Source organism: Actinomadura luteofluorescens, assembly GCF_013409365.1.
Taxonomy (GTDB): domain Bacteria; phylum Actinomycetota; class Actinomycetes; order Streptosporangiales; family Streptosporangiaceae; genus Spirillospora; species Spirillospora luteofluorescens.
The window spans coordinates 7,499,871-7,526,537 of sequence record NZ_JACCBA010000001.1; the positions used below are offsets into that span (position 1 = coordinate 7,499,871).

Below are 26,667 nucleotides of genomic sequence, written 5' to 3' on the forward strand. Positions count from 1 at the left end.
CCTCGCCCGGGGGCCACGGGTAAAGGGCGGTGCGCGACGAAGACGGTCCGGATTTGGTCATGTCCTGCTCTTGCCTCGGCGGAGATGTCCTTATTGCGGATTTCGGGCGTCCGGGAAGGGGGTGCGGGGATGCCCGGTGCGCCGGCCGGGCACCCCCGTCCCATGGGTTGGAGCTATCGAAAATCGCTGAAGATGGGCCCGTTTCGCCTCAACTTCTCCAAGAAGGGCGTCGGGCACAGCGTCGGAGCGCGCGGGGCCCGCTACACCCGCTCGGCGGACGGGCGCCGCCAGATGACCTTGCGCATCCCCGGAACCGGCCTGACGTGGAGGCGGTCCCTGAAGTCGTCTAGCCGCTCTTCGCGCGGTTGACCGCCGACAGGACGGCCTCCACCGACGCGGTGAGCACGGACGTGTCGCGTCCCGCGCCCCAGCGGGTCGCGCCGTCCACCCGGCACTCGGCGTAGGCGACCGCCACGGCGTCCTGCCCGGCCCCGGCCGAGTGCTCGGCGTACCGCAGGACCTCCACCTCGATCCCGGCGGACGCCAGCGCGCCGGTCAGCGCGTCCAGCGGGCCGTTGCCCGTGCCGGTGCGCTCCCGCTCGTCGCCGCCGACCCGGACGACGCCGGTGAAGACGTGCCGCTCCGGGCCAGTGCGGGAGGTCCGCCATCCGGTCACCCGGACCGGCTCCGTCCGGTCCAGGTACTCGGCGCGGAACAGCTCCCACAGCTCGTCCGCCGTGACCTCCTCGCCGCTGCCGTCCGTCGCCCGCTGCACGACCTGGGAGAACTCGATCTGCAGGCGGCGCGGCAGGTCGAGCCCGTGCTCCGTGCGCAGCAGGTAGGAGACGCCCCCCTTCCCGGACTGGCTGTTGACGCGGATGACGGCCTCGTACCCGCGCCCGACGTCGGCCGGGTCGATCGGCAGGTACGGCACGTCCCACGGCAGCCGCTCCGGCGGCACGCCGTGCTCCCCGGCGAGGCGCGCGTGGCGGGCCATGCCCTTGCCGATCGCGTCCTGGTGGGTTCCGGAGAACGCCGTGTACACCAGGTCGCCCCCGTACGGATGCCGCTCGTGGACGGGCAGCCGGTTGCAGTGCTCGACCGTCCGCCGGATCTCGTCGATGTCGGAGAGGTCGATCCGCGGGTCGACGCCCTGCGCGTGCAGGTTCAGCGCCAGCGTGACCAGGTCGACGTTGCCCGTCCGCTCGCCGTTGCCGAACAGGCAGCCCTCGACCCGCTGGGCGCCGGCCAGCATCGCCAGTTCCGCGCACGCGACGCCCGTCCCGCGGTCGTTGTGCGGGTGGACCGACAGGATGACCGCCTCGCGCCGGGCCAGGTTGCGGTGCATGTACTCGATCTGGTCGGCGTACACGTTCGGGGTGGCGGCCTCGACCGTGGCCGGCAGGTTCAGGATCACCGGGCGGTCGGGGGAGGCGTCCCACAGCGCGGTCACCGCGTCGCACACCTCCAGCGCGTAGTCGGGCTCGGTGACGTTGAACGTCTCGGGGGAGAACTCGAACCGCACGCCCGGCCCGGCGAGCCGCGCCACGCCGGCCGCACCGTCCAGGATCAGCCGCCGCACCCCGTCCCGGCCGGACCCGAGCACGACGTCCCGCCACACCGGCCCCGTCGCCGTGTACAGGTGGACGACGGCCCTCGGCAGCCCCTCGACGGAGGCGAACGTCCGCTCGATCAGCTCTGAGCGGGCAGGCGTGAACACCACGGGCGTCACGTCGTCCGGCACCCCCGTCTCGGCCAGGTGCCGGACGAACGCGAAGTCGGTCCGGCTGGCCGAGGGGTAGCCGACCTCGATCTCCTTGAAGCCCATCGTGACGAGCAGGTCGAACATGCGGCGCTTGCGGGCGGTGTCCATCGGCTCGGCCAGCGCCTGGTTGCCGTCCCGCAGGTCGACGGGCACCCACAGGGGCGCGCTCTGGACGCGCCCGGACGGCCAGGTGCGCTCGACGTCCGGCACGGGCGACGGCACGCGCTCGTGGACGGACCGGTACCGGTGGAACGGCATGGAGCTGCCGCGCTGGGGGTTCCAGAAGGGCGCGCCGTCCGCCACCGGGCCGGACGGGGTGCGCAGGGTGGGGAAGGGCGTGCGGGGAGTCGGGACGTTCGCGGGCCTGTTCCTCGTTCGATCGCCGGACGACCGGCAGCACCGGACCCCGCGGCGGGGTGCCGGTCCGGATCAGGCCCCGCCGCGGCGACCGAGAAGAAGGCCCTGCCACGACATGCCGCCCACCCAACCACACCTCAGCTCCTCAGACAAGCTGAGGTGACCTAGGGCGTATTTCGAGGTGGTCTCGGGCATGCGCGCGAACGCGTGAGCTGCCCGGTGGAGCGAGGCCGGAGGCGAGCGGAGCCGGGCAGATCGCGAAGCGATGCCGCGTTCGCCCGGGCCCGGTCGCGTAGCGAGCCGCCAGGCGAGCGAAGCGGGCCGGGACTCTGAAACACTGCCTAGCCTGGAGTCCCCGCCGCCGTCCCCGGAGGACTCCCGATGCCGCTCGGCCCGCTCCGTCCCAGCCCGCTCGTCGAGCAGGCCGCGCAGCGCCTGCGCGAACAGATCGCCGCCGGCGCCTGGCCGGTCGGCACGCGGCTGCCCGGCGAGACGACGCTCGCCAAGGAGCTGGGCGTGGGCCGCTCGACCGTCCGCGAGGCTCTGCGCGCCCTGGCCGGGGCGGGTCTCGTGCAGGCCCGGCAGGGCGCGGGCGTGTTCGTCATGGCGACGGAGCCGGCCGAGGACTGGCCCGCCCGGCTCCGCCGCGCCTCCGTCGCCGACGTCTACGAGATCCGCGCCATGCTGGAGGTCCGCGCCGCCGAACTGGCCGCCGAGCGCCGCACGCCGGACGACCTGGCCGCCCTCGACCGGGCGCTCGCCGACCGCGACGCGGCCCTGGCCGGCGAAGGCGCCGGCCCCGGCGTCGACGCGTTCATCGACGCCGACATCGCCCTGCACGCCGCCGTCGTCGCCGCCGCGCACAACCCGGTCCTCGCCGACCTGTTCGCCGGGTTCGTCCCCGTCCTGCGCGACGGCCTCCTCGACCTCGCCTCCCTGGTGGACGTCCGCGCCTCCGACGACGCCCACGGCCGGGCGGCCCACGCCGCCCTGGTCGAGGCCGTCCGGGCCCGGGACCCGGCGGCCGCGGGCGAGGCCGTCAGGGCCGAGCTCGACCGGACCCTGGCCGGCCTACTCCAGAGCCGATAGGAGCGGCGGCAGGTCGCCGTCGTGGACGACGGTCAGGCGGCGGGTGGCCCTGGTGAGGGCGACGTAGAGGTCCTGGCCGCCCTTGGCCGACTCGGCGAGGATCCCGGACGGGTCGACGACGACGACCGAGTCGAACTCCAGGCCCTTGGCCTCCTCGGCGGTGAGGACGACCACGGGCGAGTCGAGGGCCTCGGGGGTCGCGCCGACGGCGGCGTCCGGGAGGGCCCGCAGAACCTCGGCGTGGCGCCCCGCCGAGGCGATGACGGCGAGGCGGCCCTCCTTGAAGGCGCCGCCGATGTCCTCGCCGCCGGTCACCAGGACCAGCTCCGAGCGGACGAGGGACGGCAGCTCGGCGACCGGCAGCGCGACCGCGACCGGCGGCGGCCCGTCGTCGCGGACGGGTTCGGGCGGCGTCTGGTCCGGGGCGACGGCGGCCAGGACGTCCGCGGCGACCTTCATGATGGCGGCCGGGGTGCGGTAGTTGACCATGAGCCGCTGCTCGCGCCACCGGCCCGGGACGTAGCGGTCGAGCATCTGGCCCCACGACGCCGCCCCGGCGGCGCTGCCGGTCTGGGCGATGTCGCCGACGACCGTGAGGGAGCGGGTCGGGACCCGGCGCATCACGGTCCGCCACGCCATCTCCGAGAGCTCCTGCGCCTCGTCCACGATGACGTGGCCGTAGGCCCATTCGCGGTCGGCCATGGCGCGCTGGGCGGTGGTGAGGCGCGGACCGCCGCCGGCGTGGCGCTCGGCCAGCTCGCTCGCCGAGATCAGGTCGCTCGCCAGGATCATCTCGGAGCCGTCGGTGGTCTGCATGACCTCGCGGGCGTAGCGCTCCTCCTCGGCGAGCGCGGCCTGCGCCGCACGCGCGCGGGCCTTGTCGGCGGAGTCGTCCTTGCCGAGGAGTTCGGCGGCCTCGTCCAGCAGCGGGACGTCGGAGACCGTCCACGGCGAGCCCGGCGGCCGGAGCAGGAGCTCCCGCTCGCCGGGGGACAGGCCGGCCTCGGCTCCCACGCGGTCCAGCGCCTCGGCGGAGCCGTAGAGGTCGGTGAGCAGCCACTCGGGGGTCAGTTCGGGCCAGAGACCGTCGAGGGCGGACCTGACGGCCGGGTGCTGCCAGAGGGCCTCCTTGGCCAGGCGGAGGTCCGTCTCGTCCAGCAGGGGCTCGTCCTCGGCCTCGTCGATCAGCTCCTGGAGCCAGCCCGGCAGCCCGCCGGACCTGGCCATCTCTTCGAGGGGCTCGTCCATGATGCGGTCGAACTGCTCGGCCCGGTCGAACGCGAGGGCCTCCAGCATGTCGTGGACGAAGCGGCGCCGCTGGACGTTGTGCGGGGCGCGCAGGGCGCGGGCGCGTTCACGGATCTGCTCGCACTTGGCCACGTCCACGCTCAGCGTGAGGTCGTCGGCCTCGACGCGCAGCCCCCCTGCGGGGACGCGCTGCCGGTCGCGGACGGCGGCCTCCACGACGCCGGCCATGCGCAGGCCGCCCTTGACGACGGCGGCCTCGGGCCTGTCGGCCGACGTCGCCTTGAGCCCCGGGTACAGCTCGCCGACCGTGGCCAGCGCGACGTCGGTCTCGCCCAGGCCGGGCAGCACCTGCTCGATGTAGCGCAGGAACGTGGCGTTCGGCCCCACGATCAGGACGCCGCGCCGCTCCAGGACGTCGCGGTGCGTGTAGAGGAGGTAGGCGGCCCGGTGCAGGGCGGCGACCGTCTTGCCGGTGCCGGGACCGCCCTGGACGACCAGCACCCCCGGGAGGCCGGAGCGGATGACCTGGTCCTGCTCCTCCTGGATGGTCGCGACGACGTCGCTCATCCGGCCCGTCCGGCCGCGGCGGAGGGTGGCGAGCAGGGCCGCCTCGCCGACGACGCCGCCGCGCTCGGACTCCTCCAGGCCCTCCAGGTCGAACACCTCGTCGTCCAGGCGGGCGACCTCGCGGTGGCGCAGGTGCAGGTGGCGGCGGCGCGCGAGCGTGCCGGGCGCTCCTGGCGTCGCGGTGTAGAAGGGCCGGGCCGCGGCGGCGCGCCAGTCGATGAGGAGGGGCTCGTGGTCCTCGTCGCGCAGGCCGATGCGGCCGATGTAGAAGGTGTCGCCGGAGCCGCCGGCGTCGGCGCGGTGGTCGATGCGCCCGAAGCACAGGCCGTGCTCGACGGCGTTCAGCCGGACCAGCCGCCGGGCCGCCTCGTCGGTGGCGATGGCGCTCTCGACCCGCGCCTGGAACGCGGCGCCGCCGCCCGCCGCCGGGCCCTCGCGCAGCGCGGTCGCGGCACTGTCGCGCTCGGTGTCGAGCCGTGCGTACACGCGGGACACGTACTCCTGCTCGACGTCGACGGCGGCTCGCGCCGCCCCCTCTTCCCGCCCGGGGTTGACAGCGCCCGCTTGACGATGTCCCATGCCTCGGCTACACTCCTATTCATAGGGTGGAGTATCTGTATGCGCATTTGCAGCTCAGAAGTCTAGCACTCCTTCCGCGCATCGTGTGATCTTCTAGAGCCCCCCAAAAGATCGTCTCTGTTGTGGCGGGCGTCATCCGAGCGGAACCCCCTGGTCATCGATCTTCGTGAGGCTGTCCGGCGAGCAGCACTGCCGGACCCCTCCGAAAGGTCACCTCTCCATGGCCGACTCCGCCCGCCCGCTGAACCGGCGCGCCTTCCTCGCCACCAGCGGGCTCGCCACCAGCGGGCTCCTCACCGCCGTCGCCGTGACCGGCGCACCCGGCACCGCCCACGCGGCCCCCCGCGGCCGCGCCCTGCCCTCCGACCCGTTCACCCTCGGCGTCGCCTCCGGCGACCCCGAACCCGACGGGTTCGTCCTCTGGACCCGCCTGGCCCTCGACCCGCACGCCGAGAACGGCCTCGGCGGAATGCCCGCCCGGACCGTCCCCGTCCGCTGGGAGGTCTCCTCCGACTCCCGGTTCCGCCGCATCGACCGGCGCGGCACCGCCGCGGCCCGTCCCGACGCCGCCCACTCCGTCCACGTCGAGCTGAACGGCCTGCGCCCCGGCCGCGACTACTGGTACCGCTTCCGCGTGGACGGCCACGTCTCCCCGGTCGGGCGGACGCGCACCGCCCCCCACCCCGCCACCTTCGGCCCCGCGCTCGCCATGGCCTTCGTGTCGTGCTCGCAGTTCGAGCACGGCTACTTCACCGCGTACCGGCGGCTGGCCGAGGAGCACCCCGACCTGGTCCTGCACCTGGGCGACTACCAGTACGAGTACAAGAAGGGCGTCTACACGATCCCGGGCGGCAACGTCCGCGACCACGAGGGCCCCGAGACGGTCAGGCTGGCCGACTACCGGCTGCGGCACGCCCAGTACAAGGCCGACCGCGACCTCCAGGCCGCGCACGAGGCCGCCCCCTGGCTCGTCGTGTTCGACGACCACGAGGTCGAGAACAACTGGGCCGGCTACATCCCCGAGGAGGGCTCCGACACGCCCTCCTACGACGACTTCCGCGCCCGGCGCGCCGCCGCGTTCCAGGCCTACTACGAGAACATGCCGCTGCGCCGCCGGTCCATCCCCGCGGGCCCCGACATGCAGGTCTACCGGCGGGTGCGGTGGGGCCGGCTGGCCAGCTTCCACATGCTCGACACCCGCCAGTTCCGCGACGACCAGGGCTGCGGCGACGGCTACAAGGACTGCCCCGCCGCCACCGACCCGAAGCGCTCCATCACCGGCAACGAGCAGGAGAAGTGGCTGCTCGACGGCTTCCGCCGCTCCACCGCCCGGTGGGACGTCCTCGGCCAGCAGGTGTTCTTCGCCCAGCGCGACAACACCGCCGGGCCCGTCAAGAAGACCTCGATGGACGCCTGGGACGGCTATGCCGCCTCCCGCGACCGGATCACCAAGGGCTGGCTGGACGCGAAGGTCCGCAACCCGGTCGTCCTCACCGGCGACGTCCACGCCCACTGGGCGAGCGACCTGAAGGCCGACTACGACGACCCGGACTCCAGGACGGTCGGCTCGGAACTGGTGTGCTCCTCGATCACCAGCACCGGCGACGGCAAGGACTCCGACCCCGCCGACCAGCCCTTCCTCAAGATCAACCCGCATCTGCGCTTCTACAACAACCAGCGCGGCTACGTGCTGACGACGATCGGCAAGGAGGAGATGAGGGCCGACTTCAGGACCCTGCCGACCGTCCGGACCCCGGGCGCCGACATCTCCACCAAGGCGACGTTCGTCATCGAGGACCGCGTCCCCGGCGTCCAGCAGGCCTACCTGCGTCCCTATGTCTCGGCGAAGGCGGCGGCGCAGCCCGACCAGGAACTGATCAGGCAGACCGTCCGCAACGAGACCCAGCCCTGAGCACGGGCGGCCGGGACGCGCGGGGCGTCCCGGCCGGGGCCCGGCGCCGGACGATGACCGGCGCCGGGCCGCCCGCCCTCAGCGGTCCACGCGCGGGTTCGTCGCCGGGCCCCCGAAGATGTCGTCGAGGTCGTAGGCCACCGGCACCTCCAGCTGGGCGTAGGTGCAGGAGCCGGGCGTCCGGTCGGGGCGCCAGTTCCGGAACCGGGCCGTGTGCCGGAACCGGTCGCCCTCCATCGCCTCGTAGGCCACCTCCACCACCAGATCGGGGCGCAGCGGCACCCAGCTGAGGTCCTTCTTGCCGGTCCAGCGGGAGATCGCACCGGGCATGCGGTCGACGGTGGCCTCCGACTGGTTCGCCCACTCGGCCCACGGGTGCTGGGACAGATCCTCCAGCCGGTAGGGCTGCAACTCCTCGACCAGCTCGGCGCGGCGCTTCATCGTGAACGAGGCCGCGACGCCGACGTGCTGGAGGTTGCCCTCGGTGTTGTAGAGCCCGAGCAGCAGCGACCCCACGATGGGCCCCGACTTGTGCCAGCGGAAGCCCGCCACCACGCAGTCGGCCGTTCGCTCGTGCTTGACCTTGAACAGGACGCGCTTGTCGGGCTCGTACGGGGTGTCGCGCGGTTTGGCGATGACGCCGTCGAGCCCGGCGCCCTCGAACTCGTCGAACCAGCGCAGCGCCAGCTCGTAGGAGTCGGACGCGGGCGTGACGTGGATCGGCGCCTTGACACCGGCCAGGGTGTCGACGAGCCGCCGCCGCCGGTCTCCGAGCGGCACCTCCATCAGCGACTCGTCACCGAGGGCGAGCAGGTCGAACGCCACGAACGACGCCGGAGTCTGCTCCGACAGCAGCTTGACCCGCGACGCGGCCGGGTGGATGCGCTGCTGGAGGGCGTCGAAGTCGAGGCGCGTCCCCCGGGGCAGCACGATCTCGCCGTCCACCACGCACCGCTCGGGCAGCTCGCGCCGCGCGGCCTCGACCAGCTCGGGGAAGTAGCGGGTGAGCGGCTTCTCGCCGCGGCTGGACAGCTCCACCTCGTCGCCGTCGCGGAAGACGATGCAGCGGAACCCGTCCCACTTCGGCTCGTACAGCAGGTCGCCCTTGGGCATGGTCTTGACCGCCTTGGCCAGCATCGGCGGCAGCGGCGGGCTGATCGGCAGGTCCATGCCCCCCATCTTGCGCCCCGGCACCGACAAAAGAGCCCCCGGGGGGTCCGATAATGTGCAGGTCATGCGCCGTCTGCTGCCCGAGCCCGCCGCCGGCGGCGTCGATCCCTACGACGCCTACGGTGACCTGCCGCGCCTGCGGCTCGGCATGGTCATGAGCGCGGACGGCTCCGTCACCGACGCCGAGGGCTGGACCGACGGCCTCGGCGGCGCCGCCGACTTCCGCGTCTTCCGGACCCTGCGCGCCCTGGCCGGCGCGATCCTCGTCGGCGCCGGGACCGTCCGCACGGGCCGCCTCGGCCCGGCGCGCCTGAGCGGCGATCTCCGCGCGCGTCGCGGCGGGCCGCCCGCGCCGATCGTGGTGGTGAGCCGCTCCCTCGACCTCGACTGGACGCTCCCGCTCTTCACCGAGGCCGAGACGCCCACCATCGTCGTGACGACCCGCGACGCCGGGGCCAAGGTCCCGGGCCACCTCCAGGTGGTCGCCGAGGGCGAAGACGACGTCGACCTCCCCGCGGCCGTGAGGGTCCTGCGCGAGGACCTCGGCTACGGGCATCTCCTCTGCGAGGGCGGCCCGTCCCTGGCCACCGCGCTCATCAAGGCGTCCCTCGTGGACGAGCTGTGCCTCAACATCGCGCCCGCCCTCCTCGGAAGCGCGCGCCACACCCGCCTGCTGGAGGACCTGGACGCCGAGGTGCCGCTCGACCCGGCCGCCCTCTATCTGGACGAGGGCGTGCTGTTCGTCCGCTACCGGTTGCCGGCGTAGCGCAGGGCCGGGCGTCCGGCGGCCATGACGCCGGTGCGCTCCCGGAATCCTCGGCCGCACCCCGCCGGCGGTGACGTTCCGTCCCCCAATCTGCACGAATCCGTCATGCCGGAAGCGTTGGGAGGCGACACTAGGCGGCAGGGGGACGGGTGAGAATCTCACGAAAGGAGCGGGGGTGGAGTACGCCGCATTGGGCGCGTGGATCATCGCCGCCGTCGCGGGCGGGTACCTGCTGGTCGTGTGGGTGGTCAACGGGGGGCGTTCGACCAAGGTGACGCGGTTCCCGCGCCTGGTCGTGGCGGGGCATCCGCTCTCGGCCGTCGCGGGACTGGCCGTGTGGATCGTCTACGTCGTCACGGGGAACGCCGCCTACGCCTGGGTCGCCTTCGCGGCCCTGCTCGTCATCATCTTCCAGGGGCTGCTGCTGTTCACCCGCTGGCTCGTCGGCCGCGGCGGCCGCCACGCCAGGGGAGCGGAGCAGGCGTTCCCGGCCGCGGCGGTCGCCGTCCACGGCGCGGTGGCGGTCGCGACGTTCGTCCTGGTCTTCCTGACCGCGCTGGAGGTCGGCCGGGCGTGAGCCCCGCGGCTCACGCCCCGCGCCGCAGGACGAGCAGCGCGCGGTCCCCGACCGGCACGACGTCGCGGGCCTTGAGCCGGGGACGGTCGCCGACCGTGCCCGGCTCGGCGGTGTCGAGGGCGAACTCCCAGCGCTCGCCGTACTCGGCGCCGGGCAGCGTGAACTCGACCGGCTCCGACCCGGCGTTGACCAGCAGGAGGAACGAGTCGTCCCGGACGCGGCGGCCGCGCGGGTCGGGCTCGGTGATGGCGTCGCCGTTGAGGAACACGCCGAGGGACTTGGCGAAGCCGACGTTCCAGTCCTGGTCGGTCATGCTCTCGCCGGCCGGGGTCAGCCAGGCGATGTCGGCGGCGGCGCCACGGCCCGTCCCGGTGAAGAAGCGCCGGCGCCGGAACACCGGGTGGTCGTGGCGCAGCCGCGACAGGAGCCGGATGAACTCCATGTCGCCCGAGTCCTCCCAGTGGACCCAGGCGATCCCGTTGTCCTGGCAGTAGGCGTTGTTGTTGCCCTCCTGCGTGCGGCCGATCTCGTCGCCGTGGGACAGCATCGGCACCCCCTGCGACAGGAACAGCGTCGCGAGGAAGTTGCGGCGCTGCCGGGCCCGCAGTTCGAGCACCCCGGGGTCGCGGGAGGGGCCCTCCTCGCCGCAGTTCCACGACCGGTTGTCGTCGGTGCCGTCCCGGTTGTCCTCGCCGTTGGCCTCGTTGTGCTTGTGGTCGTAGGACACCAGGTCGGTGAGCGTGAACCCGTCGTGGCACGTCACGAAGTTGATGGACGCGAACGGGCGGCGCGCGCTGTGCTCGTACAGGTCGGAGGAGCCGGTCAGCCGCGACGCGAACTCCGGCATGGTCGCGTACGAGCCGCGCCAGAAGTCGCGGACGGTGTCGCGATACTTGCCGTTCCACTCCGTCCACAGCGGCGGGAAGTTGCCGACCTGGTAGCCGCCCTCGCCCACGTCCCACGGCTCGGCGATCAGCTTCACCTGGGACACGACGGGGTCCTGCTGGACGAGGTCGAAGAACGCGGCCAGCCGGTCGACGTCGTGCAGCTCGCGGGCCAGCGCCGAGGCGAGGTCGAAGCGGAACCCGTCGACGTGCATGTCCAGGATCCAGTAGCGCAGCGAGTCCATGATGAGCTGCAGCGCGTGCGGGTTCCGGACGTTCAGCGAGTTGCCGCAGCCGGTGTAGTCGAGGTGGTAGCGCTTGTCGTCGTCGCGCAGCCGGTAGTACGAGGCGTTGTCGATGCCCCGGAACGACAGCGTCGGGCCGAGGTGGTCGCCCTCCGCCGTGTGGTTGTAGACGACGTCCAGGATGACCTCGATGCCCGCCTCGTGCAGGGCGCGGACCATCGCCTTGAACTCCAGCACCTGCTCGCCGGACTGCCCGGAGGAGCTGTAGGAGTTGTGCGGCGCGAAGAACCCGATCGTGTTGTAGCCCCAGTAGTTGTCCAGCCCCCGCGCCACCAGGGCGTGCTCGGGGACCGACTGGTGCACCGGCATCAGCTCGACCGCCGTCACCCCGAGGTCGAGGAGGTGGTCGATCATCACCGGGTGCGCGAGGCCCGCGTAGGTCCCGCGCTGCTCCTCCGGGACGGCCGGGTGCAGCTTCGTCAGGCCCTTCACGTGCGCCTCGTAGATGACGCTCTCGTGGTAGGGGACGCGCGGCGACCGGTCGTCGCCCCAGTCGAAGAACGGGTTGACCACCACGTTCTTCGGCATGTACGGGGCGCTGTCGTCCTCGTTGAGCGCGTCGGGGTCGGCGAACCGGTAGGAGAACAGCGCCTCGTGCCAGCGGATCAGCTCGCGCCGCGTGGCGCCCGCGACGGCCTTGCCGTACGGGTCGAGCAGCAGCTTGGCCGGGTTGCAGCGGTGCCCCTCGCGGGGGTCGAACGGCCCGTGCACCCGGTACCCGTAGCGCTGGCCGGGCCCGATGCCGGGCAGGTAGCCGTGCCAGACGAACCCGTCCACCTCGGGCAGGTCCCGCCGCGTCTCGCGCCCCTCGGCGTCGAACAGGCACAGCTCGACCCGCCGGGCCACCTCCGAGAACAGCGCGAAGTTCGTGCCCGTGCCGTCCCACGTGGCGCCCAGCGGATAGGGGTCCCCGGGCCACACCTCCCGCATGCTCCCCCACCCCTCGGCCGGTTCGTCCTGGCCCGTCGATTGTGGCCTACCCGCACCCTTCCCCGCGCGCCGCGGCCTTTCACCACACGCGTGTCATTCCGCCGCGGCGGCGCCGCGGGGGAGGCGCCAGACCACTTCCTCGTCGCGGGTCTCGCCGGTGCGGCGCAGCCCGATCCTGGACGCGACGGCCGCGGACGCGAGGTTGCCCGGGTGGACGGTCGCGACGACGTCGCGCACGCCGTGCGCCCCGAGCCAGTCCAGCAGCGCGCGGGCGGCCTCGGTCGCGAAGCCGAAGCCCTGGTAGGGCATGCCGACCACCCACGCGACCGACGCGACGAGCCGCGGCGGGCCCGGCGTGACCGTCGACCCGGCCGCGGCGGGCGTCACGGCGAAGCCCGGCGGCGCCGGGGCGACCGTCGCCTGCACGTAGCCGACGGCCTGGCCGTCCCGGGCGCGGCGGACGATCCAGTTCAGCCAGTACTCCTGGTGGTAGGGCGCCGGGCCCGCGACCAGGTGCGCGTAGCGGGCGCGCAGTTCCTCGCGCGTGAGGGGCTCGCCGCCGATGTAGCGGTGCAGGCGCGGATCGTCCAGGACGGGGGCCATCTCGTCCGCGTGGTGGACCGCCAGCGGCTCAAGGACGAGGCGCTGGGTGCGGATGGTGTCGGCGATCGGCCCGTACACCCGCCGATCGTACGCTCTCGCGGGCCGGCGGCCCGTGCGGCGGCCGTCAGAGCCGCCACTCGGACCGCTGGTCGGACAGCCGCCGCGTCCAGGCGCCGGCCGGGTGCTGCCGCGGGTGGAGCCACAGCCACGGCTGGGAGTGCCGGAACGGCAGGTCGGTGCCGGGCTGCCACGGGAACAGGCCGTCCCCGTTGGGCCAGACGACCTGCAGGATCGGCAGCGGCGGGCGCCGGTAGAACGCCACGGCGCCGCCGAACAGCCCGTCGAACCAGTGCGGGTCGACGTCCCGGAAGGCGGCCTGCTGCCCCCGCACGACGCCGTCGCGGCGTTCGCCGTCCGCGGGGCCGCGGCCCTCGGCGGTCTCGCGGCCGAGCATGTTGAGGACCTCTTCCGTCTCGTACACGTCCCCTCCGAACAGCGCGAGTTCGGGGGCGCCGTGGCTGTGCCACAGGCCGACCGTGTACGCCCAGCCGGGCCCGTCCTCGTCCGGCTGGACGAGGACGACGCTCCACCCGTACTGGGTGATGTGCACGATCGTGCGGAGCTGGAAGTTGTCCAGGCGGTCGCGGTCGCCGTAGTCACGGCACATCACGCAGGTGCATGAGGGGCGATCGCCGGACATGACCCTCAGTTTACGATCAATGGACCCTGGGCGAGCATGCGGTGACGCGCAAGCTCACCAGAACACGCCGGTGTCGCGCGGTGGCGCCTCGTTCCCGTTCCGGACGGCGGGGCCGCGCAGGCTCCGGACGGTCATGGCGCCGAGCAGCATGGCGGCGGGCATGCCGAGGGGCAGTGCCGTGAGCGGCGCGGCGGACGCCACGTCCAGGGCCGTCCCGCCGAGCAGGCCTGCGACGCCGAGGTCGGCGCCGTGGCGTCCCGCGCCCAGCGGAAGCGCCAGGAGGGCGGCGGCGACGGCGAGCCCGGCCGCCGGCGCCGCCAGCGCGCGGCGCCGGACGAAGAAGGCCAGCGCCACGCCCAGCGCCCCCAGCAGGGGCAGCGCCATCACGCCGGCCCAGCGGGCCGGTTCCGGCCTCATGCCGATCCCGATGACGGGCGCCGGATCGCCCTCGCGCAGGTGCCAGAGTTGATTTCCGGATATGTCAGGACGCACCGTTGCGGGTACCGGCGGAAGCCGCAATTTCATGGCCGTGTCGTCGAAACCCCGCGCGGCGAGTTCGCGCGCCGCGCCCGAAGTGTCGATTCGCAGGAACGGCCTGCGTCCCGTCCGGTACGCGCGGTCGATCTCGGCGCGGGCGAACGGCGCCCCGCGGTCCTTTCCCGTGCGGACGCGGATGCCCTCGGCGCCCGGGAACAGCGCCCCGGCGATCCGCCGTGCGAGAGCCCGCACGTCGGCGTCCGACCGGAGCCGTCCCGCCGCGTACAGGTCGACGCGGGCGCCGCCGCCGGCCAGGAGGACGACCTCGACCCGCGCCCGCTGCTGCCGCGGCGGTGCCCCGCCGCAGCCGGCGAGCAGGGCGAGCGATATCAGGCTTATCGCGACCGCGGCAAGCCGCCGAAAACACACCCAGGGCCTCGCTTCGTCGGTCGGTGTCGCGGCGCCAGAAGAATGATCTATTTTATGCGCGACCACCCGTGGAGCACAGTAGGGAGAAGACCATGGCCGACGACCCGGTCAACGCGATCGACACCTCCGTTCCGCACTCCGCGCGGATATGGAACTACTGGCTCGGCGGCAAGGACAACTACCCGGTCGACCGCGAGGCCGGTGACCAGTACGTCAGCATCTATCCCGGGATCGTGGACATCGCGCGGACCGGCCGGCACTTCCTGGCCCGCGCCGTCCGGTACCTGGCGGGGGAGGCGGGGGTCCGCCAGTTCCTGGACGTCGGCACCGGGCTGCCCACCGTCGACAACACCCACGAGGTGGCGCAGCGCGTCGCGCCCGAGGCGCGCATCGTGTACGTCGACAACGACCCGCTCGTGCTGTCCCACGCGCACGCCCTGCTGACGAGCCGTCCCGAGGGCGAGACCAGCTACATCGAGTCCGACATGCGGGACCCCGAGCAGATCCTCCGGATCGCCCGGGGCAGGCTCGACTTCGACCGCCCGATCGCCCTGATGCTGATGGGCGTCCTCGGGCACGTCGACTCCTATGACGAGATCCTGCACATCATCCGGACGCTGATGGGCGGCCTGCCGTCCGGCAGCCACCTCGCCCTGTACGACGACACCGACACCGACGAGGCCCACAACAAGGCGCAGCAGGAGTACGACGACACCGGCGCCGTCCCGTACCGGCTGCGCCGCCCCGAGCAGATCGCCGGGTACTTCGACGGCTTCGAGCTGGTCGAGCCCGGCGTGGTGGCGTGCGAGAAGTGGCGCCCCGAGCCGAGCCCGTTCGGCGAGACACCGAGCACCTCGACCCTCTGCGGAGTCGCCCGCAAGCCCTGAGGAGGACACGCGGCCGGACGAGGCCGTCGGCCAGAACCGGCCGACGGCCTCGTCCGGCCGGACGATCCGTCAGACAGCGGTCAGCTCCACCGGGATGTTGCCGCGGGTGGCGTTGGAGTAGGGGCACACCTGGTGGGTGGTCTCGATGAGCCGCTGCTTGGTCTCCGCGCTGAGGGCGTCGGGAAGCTCCGCCCGCAGCTTGACGTCGAGCTGGAAGCCACCCGAGCCGTTCGGGCTGAGGCCGACCTCCGCGGTCACCGACATGCCGGACACGTCGATCTTCTGCTTCCGCGCCACGAGCTGCATGGCGCTGGCGAAGCACGAGGCGTAGCCGGCCGCGAACAGCTGCTCGGGATTCGTCCCGTCGCCGTCGCCCCCGAGCTCCTTCTGCAGGGCCATCTTGAGGTCCAGCCGCCCGTCGGTGGTGAACGCGCGCCCGTCGCGCCCGGTGGAGGTGGCGGTGGTCGTGTAGTGCGGCATGGGCCGTCCCTTCGCAAGTAGACAGACAGATCTGTCTGATTCAGGAGACTAGACCGGTCTGTCTGGTAGCGTCAAGGCGTGACCACGAGATCCCCGGCGCCCCGCCGGAGCGCGGCCTGGTCCCGCGTCTTCGACACCGCGACGCGCCTGTTCTACGCCGAGGGCGTGCACGCCGTGGGCATCGACCGGATCATCGCCGAGGCCGGGGTGGCGAAGGCGACCTTCTACCACCACTTCCCGAGCAAGGACGACCTCGTCCGCGCCTACGTCACCGAGCAGAGCCTGCGGCAGCGCGGCATCGCCGACGTGCCCGAGTCCGCGACGCCCCGCGAGGCGCTCCTCACGGCGTTCGAGCGGATGTGCACCTTCGGCTCCGACCCCGGCTACCGCGGCTGCCCGTTCATCAACGCCGCCGCCGAATACCCCGACCCCGCCCACCCGGTGCGCCGGGCGGTCGACGAGCACCGGCAGTGGTGCCGTGGCCTGTTCCGCGACCTGCTGGCCGCCGACGGCCACCCCGACCCCGACCGCACCGCCCACATCCTCATGCTCCTCAGAGACGGCCTCGCCGTCGGCTTCGACCTCGACGACCCGGCCGCGGTCCGCGCCGCGGTCGACGAGGCCATCACCAGGGTCCTGGACGAGCCCGCCCGCCGGTGACCGCTGCCCCGCGGCGGCCGCTGCTCTTCCTCGACGTCGACGGGCCGCTCATCCCCTTCGGGCCGCGCGAGCATCCGACGTACCGGCCGGTCTCGTCACCGCACGTCGAGGCGAACCCGCTGCTGGCCCGGGTCGATCCCGGGCACGGACCCAGGCTCACGGCGCTGCCCTGCGAACTGGTGTGGGCCACCACCTGGATGGACGACGCGAACGAGTGCGTCGCCCCGCTCCTGGGGCTGCCGCGGCTGGCGACGGTGACCTGGCCGGACGACCCTGACGCAGAAGAGCGGGACCAGCGGCGCGGCCTGCACTGGAAGACGCGAACCCTGGTCGCATGGGCGGCGGGGCGTCCCTTCGCCTGGCTCGACGACGAGATCACCGACCGGGACCGCGCCTTCGTCGCCGCGCGGCATCCGGCACCGGCGCTCGCGCATCGGGTCGACCCGGGTGAAGGGATCACCGACGCCGACTACCGGGTGCTGGGGGAGTGGTTGCGCGCCGTCGCCTGAACGCGGGCCCGGAGGCGCCGGTCAGCGGTGGAGGACGATCTCCTCCGTCATGCGGGAGAGCTTCTCGGGGTTGCGGACGGCGTAGAGGCCGGTGACGCGGCCGTCGTCGATGCGGGTCGCGAGGACGGTGTCGATCTCGCCGGCGCGGCCGAGGACCAGCGCGGGATGGCCGTTGACGTGCGTCGGCAGCAGCGAGACCGCGCCGGAGATCCTGGCGAGCACGCCGGCCACCTTGCCGGCCCCCACGACGGGCGCCAGCGCGGCCCGGACGACGCCGCCGCCGTCGGTCAGCAGGACGACGTCAGGCGCGAGGACGTCGAGCAGGTTCTGCAGGTCGCCGGTCTCGACCGCCCGCTGGAAGGCGTGCAGAGCGGCCCGGGTGTCGGACGGGGAGGCGGTGTCGCGGGGCCGGCGCGCGGCGACGTGCTTGCGGGCCCGGTGGGCGATCTGGCGGACCGCGTCGGGGTTCTTGCCGACGGCCTGGGCGATCTCTTCGTAGTCGAGGTCGAACACCTCGCGCAGCACGAACACCGCCCGCTCGGTCGGGGCGAGCGTCTCCAGCACCAGCAGCATCGCCATCGAGAGGCTTTCGGCCAGCTCGACGTCCTCCGCCACGTCGGGCGCGGTCAGCAGCGGCTCCGGCAGCCAGGGCCCGACATAGGACTCCTTGCGCCGGCGCAGCGTGCGCAGCCGGGTGAGCGCCTGCCGGGTGGTGGTCCGCACCAGGTAGGCGCGGGGATCCCGCACCGAGGCGAGGTCGACGCCCGTCCACCGCAGCCAGGTCTCCTGCAGGACGTCCTCGGCGTCGGCGGCCGAGCCGAGCATCTCGTAGGCGACGGTGAACAGCAGGTTGCGGTGGGCGACGAACGCCTCGGTGGCGGCGTCCACGCGGCCGTCGGCCGTGCCCTTCGATCGTCCGTCCATGGCCCTCTCCCGTTGCGTGTTTCGTGCCGTGCACAGGACGCCGGACTCCGCCCGGCTGTGACATCCAGGACCAGTGGCGCACGTCACACACGCACGCTGTCACGGGTGAGGGGGCGCCGTCATCTCGTGTCCAGAGCCGCGTGGAGAGCCGCGCGGGCCACGAGACGAGGAGCTGGATATGAACGAGGACGCCGGACGCCGGACGGTCGCGATGGTCACCGGGGCGAACAAGGGGATCGGACGGGCGGTCGCCGAGGAACTCGCCGGGCGGGGCATGACGGTCCTGATCGGTGCGCGGGACGGGCGGCGCGGTGAGGAGACCGCCGCGGCGCTGCGCGAGGCGGGCGGCGACGTGCACGCGCTCGTCCTGGACGTCACCGACCCGGCCACCGTCCAGGAGGCCGCGAAGCGGGTCGAGGAGAGCCACGGACGCCTCGACGTCCTGGTCAACAACGCGGGCATCACCGGTTCGGGACAGGTGGCGCCCATGGACGCCGTCGACCAGATCCCCAGTTCCGTCGACCTGGAGATGGTCCGGGCGGTGTTCGCGACCAACGTCTTCGGCGTGATCGCGGTGACCAACGCCATGCTGCCGCTGCTGCGGCGGTCGCCGGCGGCGCGCATCGTCAACGTCAGCAGCCACGCCGGGTCCCTGACCCTCACCAGCGACCCGGACGGCCCCTTCGCGGCGCTGCTGCCGTCGGCGGCGTACACGCCGTCCAAGGCGGCGCTCAACGCGTTGACCGTCCAGTACGCCAACGAGCTGCGGAAGGACGGCGTCCTCGTCAACGCCGTCGCCCCCGGCTTCGTCGACACCGACAGCAACGCCCACACCGGGCACCTCACCCCCGCGCAGGCCGCCGCCGTGGTGGTGCGCCTGGCCACGCTCGGCGAGGACGGGCCGACCGCCGGCTTCTTCAGCGAGGAGGGCCCGCTGCCCTGGTAGGCCGCTCAGGCGGGCAGCATGCCGTGGCGTAGCTGGAGCAGGGACTTGCTGAGCAGGCGCGAGACGTGCATCTGCGAGATGCCGAACTGCTCGGCGATCTGCGTCTGCGTCTGGTTGCCGAAGAAGCGCAGCAGGACGATGGTGCGCTGTCGCTCGGGCAGTTCGCTGAGCAGGGACCAGAGGGTCTTGCGCTCCACCACGTGGTGCAGGTCCGGGTCTTCGGCGCCGAGGTGGTCGACGATGAGGTCGGTGTCGGTCTCGGCGGTCCCTTCGGCGGGCGCGTCCAGGGACAGGGTGTTGTAGGAGTCCCACGCGATGATGGCCTCGGTGACCTCCTCCAGGCCCAGGCCGAGGATGTCGGCGAGCTCGCGGGGCGTGGGGGAGCGGCCGTTCTCCTGCGAGAACTCCTGGGTGGCGTGCACGAGGCGGGGGCGCAGCTCCTGGATGCGGCGCGAGACGCGGATGCCCCAGGTCCTGTCCCGGAAGTGCCGCCGCACCTCGCCGAGGATGACGGGGTAGGCGTAGGCGTGGAAGCTGTCGCCGCGATCGGGGTCGAAGCGGTTGATCGCCGTCACCAGGCCGAGGTAGGCGACCTGCCGGATGTCCTCCAGGGGTTCGCCGCGGTGCGCGTAGCGCCGCGCGATCGACTCGACCATGGAGGCGTGCGTCTCGACGAGCGCGGCTCGCAGCCGGTTGCGGCGCCCGGGCGCGGTCCCGGGGCGGTTCATCTCGTCCAGCAGCGCCTCGGCGGGGGGCGGGTCGTCCTCGCGGGGGGCGGCTCGGCCGCCGTCCCTCACCGGTGCCTCGGCATGTGTCACAGGGGCTCCCTTCTGGGCGTGGAGGTGCGGAGGTCGTGCGGCGGCCCGGGGCTCAGCGCCGGAACCGCCCGTGGAGATGCGTTGGAGGGCCGTCGGCCCCGGTTTCCTCCACGGGGACGACGCGGCTCACACCCGTGGTGGCGCACACGCGCGGCACCGTCCCGGACGCCGGGAGCCGCAGGGACAGGGGCGTGTCCACTTCGGAAACGTGGATGTGGAGGCGCAGGATCGCCTCCATGGTGCTGGGGTCGCAGTACTCGCAGCCGGTCAGGTCGAGGACCATGGCGGGGGTGCCGTCGTCCAGCAGCCGCCGCGAGCAGTCGCGCAGGTCGTCGTAGTTCGCGAGGCCGAAGACGGCCGGCAGGCGCAGGACCGTCTGACGCGGGCTGAACTTCACCGAGATACCGCTGGGGGTCGTGAAGGGTGTGCGCATGGCCACCTCACCGAGAGAGTCGTAGTGAAGCGGGCCGCGCTGTTGGACCCCGAAGAACCTGGAACGAGTCTTCGGGTCAGGCTTCCCTCGCGAGCCGACCTCAAACCGGTCGGCGGCGGGCGGCGCCCGCCGACGCGGGATCAGCCGAGGGCGGACCGGACGGCATAGCATGCGAGTGCGGCGGCTCCCGGCCGGGGGCGGTCGCGGCCACCTCCGCCTCGAGACGTTGGAGAACCCGGGTGAACGAGCGGCTCGTCTCCGGTTCGGACCGTTCCCCGGACTCCGCGGGCCACATGGTGGAGCTGACCCGTTCGCTGCTGGACGCGGAGACGGTCGACGGCGTCCTGCGCCGCATCCTCCTGGCCGCCCGCGTGCTGATCCCCGACGCCGACATGGCCAGCATCACGCTGCGGGAGCGGACCGGCGAGCTGGGGACGCCGTTCTACAGCGACCCGGAGGCGGTCGATCTGGACCGGCTCCAGTACCGGCTGGGGGAGGGTCCGTGCGTGACCGCCGCGGACCCCGCCGGCGCCGCGTTCGCGTGCAGCGGCGACCTGTCGGCCGAGCCCGCCTGGCCGCGGTTCGGCCCGGCCGCCGCCTCGTACGGCTACGCGTCCGTCCTGGCCACCGCCCTGCTGCTGCCGACCGAGTCGGACGAGGCCGTGGGCGCGCTCAACGTGTACTCCCGGGCGCCCGGGAGCCTGGACGACGTCGCCCGCGACACCGCTCTGCTGCTCGCCACGCACGCCTCCCTCGCCATGGCCGCCGTCAGGACGGCCGCCGACGGCGCGCGCGAGATGGCCGACGCCGAGAACCAGATGGTGAACCTGCGCAAGGCGCTCGACACCCGGACGGTGATCGGCCAGGCCACCGGCATCCTGATGGCCCGCCGCGGTCTCGACGCCGGCAAGGCGTTCGAGCTGCTGTCCCGCACGTCGCAGAACCTCAACGTCAGGCTCGGCAGCCTGGCGGAGGGCATCGTGTCCGCCCCCGAGGCCGCCGACGACCTCTGACGGTGAGGGCGTGGCTGTTAGGATCAGGGCGTGGAATTGATCGAGGTGGACAGAGCCTAGCCACCGAACTGCCGGTGGCTTTCCCGCGCAGCGACTCCTGCGCGAGTGAACGGTATTTCTCAACGCACGCGTGCACGTCCGCCTGTCCTGGGTGTTGACACCGCCGTGTGAATCTCGCCGGCACGTTCACACTGCACCGGCCCCGTCGAAGCATTCGCGCGCCAGCGGCGCCGCACGCGCCCGCGGGGCGTCTTCCGGGGCCGCCCTTCCGGCACAGAACTGATTCCTGTCACGTCTGCCGACGGTTGACGGGAGAAAGAGAAATATCGCCATGTCTACCAATTCCGCCATCACGCTCCGCGACCTGACCTTCGAGTGGCCCGACGGCTCCGTCGCGCTCGACGGTGTCAGCGACACGTTCGGCACCGGCCGGACGGGCCTGATCGGCCGCAACGGCGTCGGCAAGTCGACCCTGCTCAAGCTCATCGCGGGTGAACTGCGCCCGACGTCGGGGCAGATCGACACCACGGGCGAGGTCGGGTACCTGCCGCAGTCCCTCACTCTGAGGCGGGACACCACGGTCTCCGAACTGCTCGGCATCCACGGCGTCCTCGCGGCGATGAAGGCCGTCGAGTCCGGCGACGTCGACCAGCGCCACTTCGACGCGATCGGCGACGACTGGGACATCGAGTCCCGCGCCGACGAGGCGCTGCACCAGATCGGCTTCTCCGCGGGCGACCTCGGCCGCCGCGTGGCCGAGGTGTCCGGCGGTGAGGCGATGCTGATCGCGATCACCGGGCTGCGCGTCCGGCGCACCCCGATCACGCTGCTCGACGAACCCACCAACAACCTCGACCGCCCGGCCCGCGCCCGGCTGGCCGAGCTCACCGACCAGTGGCCCGGGACGCTCGTCGTCGTGAGCCACGACCTCGAACTGCTGGAGCGCATGGACCACACCGCCGAACTCTTCGCAGGGGGGCTCGACACCTTCGGCGGCCCGTACAGCGCGTGGAAGGAGCACCGGGAGAACGAGCAGGCGGCCGCGGTACAGGCGGCCCGCTCGGCCCAGCAGGCGCTCAAGGTCGAGAAACGCCAGCGCGCCGAGGCCGAGACGAAGCTCGCGCGCCGCGAGCGCACCGCGAGGAAGACGCAGAAGGACGGCGGGATCCCGAAGATCCTCGCCGGCAACCGGGCCAGCAAGGCGCAGGCGTCCGCGGGATCGATGCGGTCCACGCTCGACCACAAGGTGCAGGCCGCCCAGGCCGCCGTCGACGCGGCGGACGAGCGCGTCCGCGACGAGGAGCACATCCACCTCGTCCTCCCCGATCCGGGCGTTCCCCGCGGGCGGCGCATCGCCGAACTGGTGGACCAGAACCGGACCGTGGTGATCCAGGGCCCGGAACGGGTGGCGCTCATCGGCGCGAACGGCACCGGGAAGTCGACTCTGATCGCGCAGCTCGTCCACGCCGCCGAACCGGTCCCGGGACGTCCGCGCGGCAGCCTGAGCACCGAGCTCGTCGGCTACCTTCCGCAGAGCCTCGACGGGATGGACGACGACGCCAGCGCGATGACCAACGTCCAGGCCGTCGCCCCGGGAACACCGCCCGGCACGATCCGCAACCAGCTCGCCCGGCTGCTACTGCGCGGTGACAGCGTGGACCGCCCGGTCAGCACGCTCTCAGGCGGAGAACGATTCCGCGTCTCTCTGGCCCGCCTCCTCCTCGCGGAGCCGCCCGCTCAGCTGCTGATCCTGGACGAGCCCACGAACAACCTCGACATCGCAAGCGTCGAGCAGCTCGCCGAAGCGCTCGACGCGTACCGGGGAGCACTCCTCATCGTCAGCCACGATCACGCCTTCCTCGAAAGGATCGGCGTCGACACCATCGTCGAACTCGACGGCGACGGACGGATGCACCAGCGGCGGGACCTCGGCCTCTGAGAGATCAGGGCTTGCGGCCGACGCCGCCCGTCATGAAGCGGACGTCGATGGTGCTGGCGTCCAGGACGGGCTCGTCGGGACGCCACAGCGGGAGCGGGACGAGGCCGGGCGACAGGATCTCGAGGCCGTCGAAGAAGGCGGCCAGCTCGGCGGGGGTGCGGACGCGGCCGCTGCCGAGCTGCTCCAGGAGCTGCTTCTCCAGCGCGACGGACTCGGGGGCGTCGCCCAGCCGGGTGAAGTTGGTGATGAAGAAGAAGGAGCCGCTGGGCATCGCGTCCCGCAGCACCTGGACGATCCGGCCGGGCTTCTCGTCGTCGGCGAGGTGGTGCAGGATCCCGACGAGCATCACGCAGACGGGCCGGTCGAAGTCGATCAGCGCGCGGACGTCCGGCCGGCCGAGAAGGTCTTCGGGCCGCCGGATGTCCGCGGTCACCACGGTGGTGTTGGCGTTGTCCGCCAGGATCGCCCGCCCGTGCGCCAGCACGATCGGATCGATGTCGACGTACACCACGTGGGCCTGCGGGTTGACCTCCTGGGCGACCTCGTGGGTGTTGCGGACGGTCGGCAGCCCCGATCCCAGGTCGAGGAACTGGGTGATCCCCTCCTCGGCGGCGAGATGGCGGACGACGCGGTGCAGCATCGCGCGGTTGTGCAGGGCGATGGCCCGCAGCTCCGGCATGATCGAGAGGCTGGCCTCGGCCACGGCCCGGTCCACCTCGTAGTTGTCCTTGCCGCCGAGCATCACGTCGTAGACGCGTGCCGCGGTCGGAACGCCGGTGGGGATCTGCGGGGACGACTCGGCCATGTGCATCCTCAAGGCTCAGGAGAACTTGCCCCGCATCGTAGCTTCACGGAGCCGAGCAAAATGCGAAAAACCCCGTACCAACGGGCTTTCCGCGAAGCGCAGGGGCCGGCCCCGAGCCGCGGAGGCGGCAACGCTGGCCGGTGCGCAGCACCCCGGCGCCCCGTCCCTGGACGATCAGGTCCGCCGGCGCCGGCGCCTGCCGGTGGACGGCGGGGCCGGTCTGGAACCGCTACCGGGCATCGCGATCGCGGCCGCGGGCGTCGGCGGGGCTCGCCGCCCCGGATTCGCCCCGGCACTTCGTCGATGATCTGGCGTAGTTCTCCTCCGCATTGTCTGAACAGAGCCACAAGGCGTTGCCGTATTCTCCTGTGGCTTTCCGTGCTGCGGTTTGGATGCCTGCTTGATGTGGGCAATCGCCAGGGCGATGAAAAGGATTCGCCCGACGTCACCGAGTTGACGTACAGCCGGGACGGCTCGATGCTGGCCGCCGCCAGCGACGACATCGTGATGCTGCTGAAGAAGCGACGGTAAAGGCTTCAGATCTCGTGTTCCATGCTCACGATCGCGGCGGGTAGGTAGCCGGAGACCACGGGGATCTCCCAGCCGAGTTCACGGTGCGCGTGGCAGGTCAGCGCGAGGATGTCGATGGGGACCTGCTTGCTGACGCTGTCCTGCTCGTCGCCGGCGGTGTAGTGCTCGCGGAACTCCTCCAGGGCGTCGACCAGTGCCGCCACGAACCCGTCCCGGTCTCCGGCCACGAGTTGTGACAGCAGGACGGTGAACGGCCACAGGGTGCTCGGCTGGGCGGCCGCGGCGTTCCGGACGGCGGCCAGCGCCCGGTCCATGGCAGGACGGGCGGGCTCGTCCCTCAGGTAGGCGCGGAGCGCGACATGGAAGGCGTGGTGGGCGGGCGCGCACCATTCCGATGCCAGGGCGTCGGGGTCGATGCCCAGCAGGAGGCCGCGCCGTTCCTCCGAGCCGGTGATCAACGCGAGCGCGATCGCGTGGTGCCATTCGTAGTTGGACAGGTCTTCGGGCTCGATGGAGGAGGTGGTCATGGGCGCGGTACGGCCGCCGATGGTGATCTCCACCGTTTCGCCGGGCGCCGTCGCCGTCCGGAACGCCGCGGCGTAGAACTCCGACGCCAACTCCAGCGCCTCCCGAGAACGCGGGTCGCGCCCTTGCGGATCGGATTCGGCGCGGAACTGGAACCGGAGGACCTGTTTCCAGCCGTCCCAGGCCAGGGAGTGGGGGATCCTCTTCCTCGACGCCGGCGGGGTCCAAGCGTTCTCGACCATCTCCGGCGTCTCGGCGTCGTGGTAGGCGAGCGCCTCGGAATGGTCATCGAACGATGGCGGTGAGCGCGAGCGGTGCCGGCGGCAGCAGGGTGCGGGGACGCGGGTCCTCGCCCCGCGGTTGGGCGAGCACGGCCGCGATCGCCGTCCAGAAGGCGTCCTGGTCGCCCGTGGCCAGGGCGTGCAGGGCCCGCTCCGCGTCGGTGCCGGGCGTCCCGATGAGGTCGCCGGCGCGCCCGCCGTCGCCGAAGACCAGGTCGCTCAGGGCCCGGCTGAAGGGAGAAAAGGCGTCCCCGGCCGTGCGTTCGAACGTCACCCAGCACTTTCGCGGGTCGCCCACCAGGACGCACAGGTACAGCGCCTCCTGCCAGTCCCTCTCGAACACGCCGCGCGGAGACCCGTCGTCCTCCGGCGCCGGTTCGTAGGAGACGCCGGTGCGGGTGTAGGGGATCATGACGCTCACCGGCGGGCCCGCCGGATCGGCCAGTTCCAGGGCGCCCAGATGCGCTTCGGCGGCCGAGCGGAGCGCCATCCAGGCGTCCCGGTCGATCCGCGGGTCCTCCACCGACCGGGCTCCGGCGTAGTCCTCGGTCGCCTCGCGCAGCCGTTTCGCGCCGATTTGATGCCGCTCGATCCTCATGCCCGACACCCCGTCTCCGTCCGGAGCGAGCCTAAAGCGCCGATAGTGAGCGATCAGTCCTGTTCGCCATATGTCGCCAACAGTCGGTGGTGGACCAGTGCGTCGTAGACGGCCCCCGGGTGGCCGGTTCGTGGCAGAGTGGCGGGATGCCTGGTGCTCGGTACGGGATGGACGCGCCCTACGGGTTCGGCTTCGTGGGCTTGGTCGTGCTGGGTTTCTGGGGGACCGGGCTGGTGATGGCGGTCACCGCCGATCTGGCCGCCGCGCTGCCCGCGCTGGTCTCCGGCACCCTGCTGGCGGGATGCCTGGCCCTGAGCCTGCACGTCACGCTGCGCGGCAAGTTCCTGGTCTGGCGGGACGTGCTGGACGAGTTGGACCTGCGTGGCGACGAACGGCTGCTCGACCTCGGCTGCGGACGCGGCGCCGTCCTGTTGGCCGCCGCCCGGCACCTCCCGCAGGGCCGGGCGGTCGGCGTGGACCTGTGGCGCGGACGGGACCAGTCCGGCAACACCCCGGCGGCGACCCTGCGCAACGCCCGCGCCGAAGGCGTCGCCGACCGCGTCCACGTGCAGGGGGGCGACCTGCGCAGGCTCCCGTACGCGGAGGCGAGCTTCGACCTGGTCGTGTCCAGCCTGACGGTGCACACCATCTTCGGCGCGGACGCCCGCGCCCAGGCGATCGCCGAGGCGTACCGGGTGCTGCGGCCGGGCGGCCGCCTGCTGATCGCCGACCTGGCGCGGACCCCCCGCGAGTACGCAGCGGTGCTGACCCGGCTGGACGCCCAGGACATCCACGTGCGCGGCCTCGGCTGGCGCGCGTGGTGGGGCAGCCCATGGGTCCCGACCCGCCTGCTCACCGCCCGCAAACCAGCCACCCCCTGAACAATCGGCGGGCCCACCTCCACCGTCATCGCGGTGTCGTGAGGCCGATTAATGTCTCACCTCAGGACATTGACCTCAG

The 26,667-nt window shown here is 72.7% G+C and carries 27 protein-coding genes; 13 read left to right on the forward strand and 14 right to left on the reverse strand.

The features are described from left to right. The first annotated feature begins 162 nt into the window (after positions 1-162). Positions 163-369, forward strand: a complete 207-nt coding sequence (locus BJY14_RS34835; RefSeq protein WP_179849832.1) for a DUF4236 domain-containing protein — start codon at positions 163-165, stop codon at positions 367-369. Here the strand turns inward: BJY14_RS34835 and leuA are convergent. Then, a complete protein-coding gene (gene leuA, locus BJY14_RS34840; RefSeq protein WP_179849831.1) occupies positions 347-2,023 on the reverse strand; it encodes a 2-isopropylmalate synthase in 1,677 nt (558 codons plus the stop codon). The two genes, BJY14_RS34835 and leuA, sit on opposite strands and share 23 nt — an antisense overlap. A gap of 480 nt (positions 2,024-2,503) precedes the next feature. Between leuA and BJY14_RS34845 the strand changes: the two genes are divergently transcribed. Then, positions 2,504-3,211 carry a FadR/GntR family transcriptional regulator gene (locus tag BJY14_RS34845; RefSeq protein WP_179847484.1) on the forward strand — a complete coding sequence of 236 codons (708 nt, stop codon included), beginning with the start codon at positions 2,504-2,506 and terminating at the stop codon, positions 3,209-3,211. On the opposite strand, the gene BJY14_RS34850 is transcribed toward BJY14_RS34845, so the two are convergent. Then, positions 3,194-5,605 (reverse strand): HelD family protein, encoded by a 2,412-nt coding sequence (locus BJY14_RS34850; protein ID WP_179847485.1) that lies wholly within the window; start codon positions 5,603-5,605, stop codon positions 3,194-3,196. The two genes, BJY14_RS34845 and BJY14_RS34850, sit on opposite strands and share 18 nt — an antisense overlap. Positions 5,606-5,825: 220 nt before the next feature. Here BJY14_RS34850 and BJY14_RS34855 point away from each other — a divergent pair, with 220 nt between their 5' ends. Next, on the forward strand, positions 5,826-7,517 hold the full coding sequence (locus BJY14_RS34855) for an alkaline phosphatase D family protein (RefSeq protein WP_179847486.1): 1,692 nt from the start codon (positions 5,826-5,828) through the stop codon (positions 7,515-7,517). Between the two features lie 78 nt (positions 7,518-7,595). Here BJY14_RS34855 and BJY14_RS34860 read toward each other — a convergent pair whose 3' ends face one another. After that, entirely contained in the window at positions 7,596-8,687 is a 1,092-nt protein-coding gene (locus BJY14_RS34860) for an ATP-dependent DNA ligase (RefSeq protein ID WP_179847487.1), read from the reverse strand. 64 nt (positions 8,688-8,751) lie between these two features. On the opposite strand from BJY14_RS34860, the gene BJY14_RS34865 reads away from it, so the two are divergent. Beyond that, entirely contained in the window at positions 8,752-9,453 is a 702-nt protein-coding gene (locus BJY14_RS34865; protein WP_179847488.1) for a dihydrofolate reductase family protein, read from the forward strand. A gap of 175 nt (positions 9,454-9,628) precedes the next feature. Next, complete coding sequence (locus tag BJY14_RS34870; protein ID WP_179847489.1) at positions 9,629-10,030, forward strand: hypothetical protein; 402 nt, start codon at positions 9,629-9,631, stop codon at positions 10,028-10,030. Positions 10,031-10,040: 10 nt separating this feature from the next. Here BJY14_RS34870 and glgX read toward each other — a convergent pair whose 3' ends face one another. The 4 genes from glgX to BJY14_RS34890 all read right to left on the reverse strand — a co-directional run bounded on the left by glgX (position 10,041) and on the right by BJY14_RS34890 (position 14,358). Next, on the reverse strand, positions 10,041-12,149 hold the full coding sequence (gene glgX / locus BJY14_RS34875) for a glycogen debranching protein GlgX (protein WP_179847490.1): 2,109 nt from the start codon (positions 12,147-12,149) through the stop codon (positions 10,041-10,043). Between the two features lie 93 nt (positions 12,150-12,242). Then, entirely contained in the window at positions 12,243-12,830 is a 588-nt protein-coding gene (locus BJY14_RS34880) for a GNAT family N-acetyltransferase (protein WP_179847491.1), read from the reverse strand. Positions 12,831-12,876: 46 nt separating this feature from the next. Next, positions 12,877-13,452, reverse strand: coding sequence for a DUF4262 domain-containing protein (locus tag BJY14_RS34885; RefSeq protein WP_179847492.1), 576 nt, complete (start codon positions 13,450-13,452; stop codon positions 12,877-12,879). A 54-nt stretch (positions 13,453-13,506) separates the two neighbouring features. Next, positions 13,507-14,358, reverse strand: a complete 852-nt coding sequence (locus BJY14_RS34890) for a hypothetical protein (protein WP_179847493.1) — start codon at positions 14,356-14,358, stop codon at positions 13,507-13,509. A gap of 92 nt (positions 14,359-14,450) precedes the next feature. Between BJY14_RS34890 and BJY14_RS34895 the strand changes: the two genes are divergently transcribed. Then, the gene (locus BJY14_RS34895; protein WP_179847494.1) at positions 14,451-15,245 is read left to right on the forward strand and encodes an SAM-dependent methyltransferase; all 795 of its coding nucleotides are present in this window, start codon (positions 14,451-14,453) and stop codon (positions 15,243-15,245) included. Positions 15,246-15,314: 69 nt separating this feature from the next. Here the strand turns inward: BJY14_RS34895 and BJY14_RS34900 are convergent, their stop codons facing one another. Then, complete coding sequence (locus BJY14_RS34900; RefSeq protein WP_179847495.1) at positions 15,315-15,725, reverse strand: organic hydroperoxide resistance protein; 411 nt, start codon at positions 15,723-15,725, stop codon at positions 15,315-15,317. A gap of 78 nt (positions 15,726-15,803) precedes the next feature. On the opposite strand from BJY14_RS34900, the gene BJY14_RS34905 reads away from it, so the two are divergent. Together BJY14_RS34905 and BJY14_RS34910 are read left to right on the forward strand one after the other, a co-directional pair. Further along, positions 15,804-16,385 (forward strand): TetR/AcrR family transcriptional regulator, encoded by a 582-nt coding sequence (locus BJY14_RS34905; protein ID WP_179847496.1) that lies wholly within the window; start codon positions 15,804-15,806, stop codon positions 16,383-16,385. Then, positions 16,382-16,894: an HAD domain-containing protein gene (locus BJY14_RS34910; RefSeq protein WP_179847497.1), complete on the forward strand. Its 513-nt coding sequence runs from the start codon at positions 16,382-16,384 to the stop codon at positions 16,892-16,894. The genes BJY14_RS34905 and BJY14_RS34910 overlap by 4 nt, the downstream gene beginning before the upstream one ends. A 21-nt stretch (positions 16,895-16,915) precedes the next feature. On the opposite strand, the gene BJY14_RS34915 is transcribed toward BJY14_RS34910, so the two are convergent. After that, positions 16,916-17,818, reverse strand: a complete 903-nt coding sequence (locus BJY14_RS34915) for an RNA polymerase sigma-70 factor (RefSeq protein ID WP_179847498.1) — start codon at positions 17,816-17,818, stop codon at positions 16,916-16,918. A gap of 178 nt (positions 17,819-17,996) precedes the next feature. Here BJY14_RS34915 and BJY14_RS34920 point away from each other — a divergent pair, with 178 nt between their 5' ends. After that, on the forward strand, positions 17,997-18,764 hold the full coding sequence (locus tag BJY14_RS34920; RefSeq protein WP_179847499.1) for an SDR family oxidoreductase: 768 nt from the start codon (positions 17,997-17,999) through the stop codon (positions 18,762-18,764). A 5-nt stretch (positions 18,765-18,769) separates the two neighbouring features. On the opposite strand, the gene BJY14_RS34925 is transcribed toward BJY14_RS34920, so the two are convergent. After that, a complete protein-coding gene (locus tag BJY14_RS34925; RefSeq protein WP_179847500.1) occupies positions 18,770-19,582 on the reverse strand; it encodes a SigB/SigF/SigG family RNA polymerase sigma factor in 813 nt (270 codons plus the stop codon). Positions 19,583-19,634: 52 nt separating this feature from the next. Continuing rightward, positions 19,635-20,015, reverse strand: a complete 381-nt coding sequence (locus BJY14_RS34930; RefSeq protein ID WP_179847501.1) for an STAS domain-containing protein — start codon at positions 20,013-20,015, stop codon at positions 19,635-19,637. Positions 20,016-20,254: 239 nt separating this feature from the next. Between BJY14_RS34930 and BJY14_RS34935 the strand changes: the two genes are divergently transcribed. After that, positions 20,255-21,028, forward strand: coding sequence for a GAF and ANTAR domain-containing protein (locus BJY14_RS34935; protein ID WP_179847502.1), 774 nt, complete (start codon positions 20,255-20,257; stop codon positions 21,026-21,028). Between the two features lie 331 nt (positions 21,029-21,359). Then, positions 21,360-22,967 (forward strand): ABC-F family ATP-binding cassette domain-containing protein, encoded by a 1,608-nt coding sequence (locus tag BJY14_RS34940; protein WP_179847503.1) that lies wholly within the window; start codon positions 21,360-21,362, stop codon positions 22,965-22,967. A gap of 4 nt (positions 22,968-22,971) precedes the next feature. On the opposite strand, the gene BJY14_RS34945 is transcribed toward BJY14_RS34940, so the two are convergent. Next, positions 22,972-23,772, reverse strand: coding sequence for an SAM-dependent methyltransferase (locus tag BJY14_RS34945; RefSeq protein WP_246396220.1), 801 nt, complete (start codon positions 23,770-23,772; stop codon positions 22,972-22,974). Positions 23,773-24,177: 405 nt separating this feature from the next. Here BJY14_RS34945 and BJY14_RS46850 point away from each other — a divergent pair, with 405 nt between their 5' ends. Further along, on the forward strand, positions 24,178-24,303 hold the full coding sequence (locus tag BJY14_RS46850) for a hypothetical protein (RefSeq protein ID WP_281382160.1): 126 nt from the start codon (positions 24,178-24,180) through the stop codon (positions 24,301-24,303). Between the two features lie 5 nt (positions 24,304-24,308). On the opposite strand, the gene BJY14_RS34955 is transcribed toward BJY14_RS46850, so the two are convergent. After that, positions 24,309-25,070 carry an immunity 49 family protein gene (locus BJY14_RS34955; RefSeq protein ID WP_179847505.1) on the reverse strand — a complete coding sequence of 254 codons (762 nt, stop codon included), beginning with the start codon at positions 25,068-25,070 and terminating at the stop codon, positions 24,309-24,311. Positions 25,071-25,113: 43 nt separating this feature from the next. Beyond that, entirely contained in the window at positions 25,114-25,707 is a 594-nt protein-coding gene (locus tag BJY14_RS34960; RefSeq protein ID WP_179847506.1) for a hypothetical protein, read from the reverse strand. Positions 25,708-25,853: 146 nt separating this feature from the next. Between BJY14_RS34960 and BJY14_RS34965 the strand changes: the two genes are divergently transcribed. Continuing rightward, entirely contained in the window at positions 25,854-26,588 is a 735-nt protein-coding gene (locus tag BJY14_RS34965; protein ID WP_179847507.1) for a class I SAM-dependent methyltransferase, read from the forward strand. The last annotated feature ends 79 nt before the right edge of the window (positions 26,589-26,667 follow it).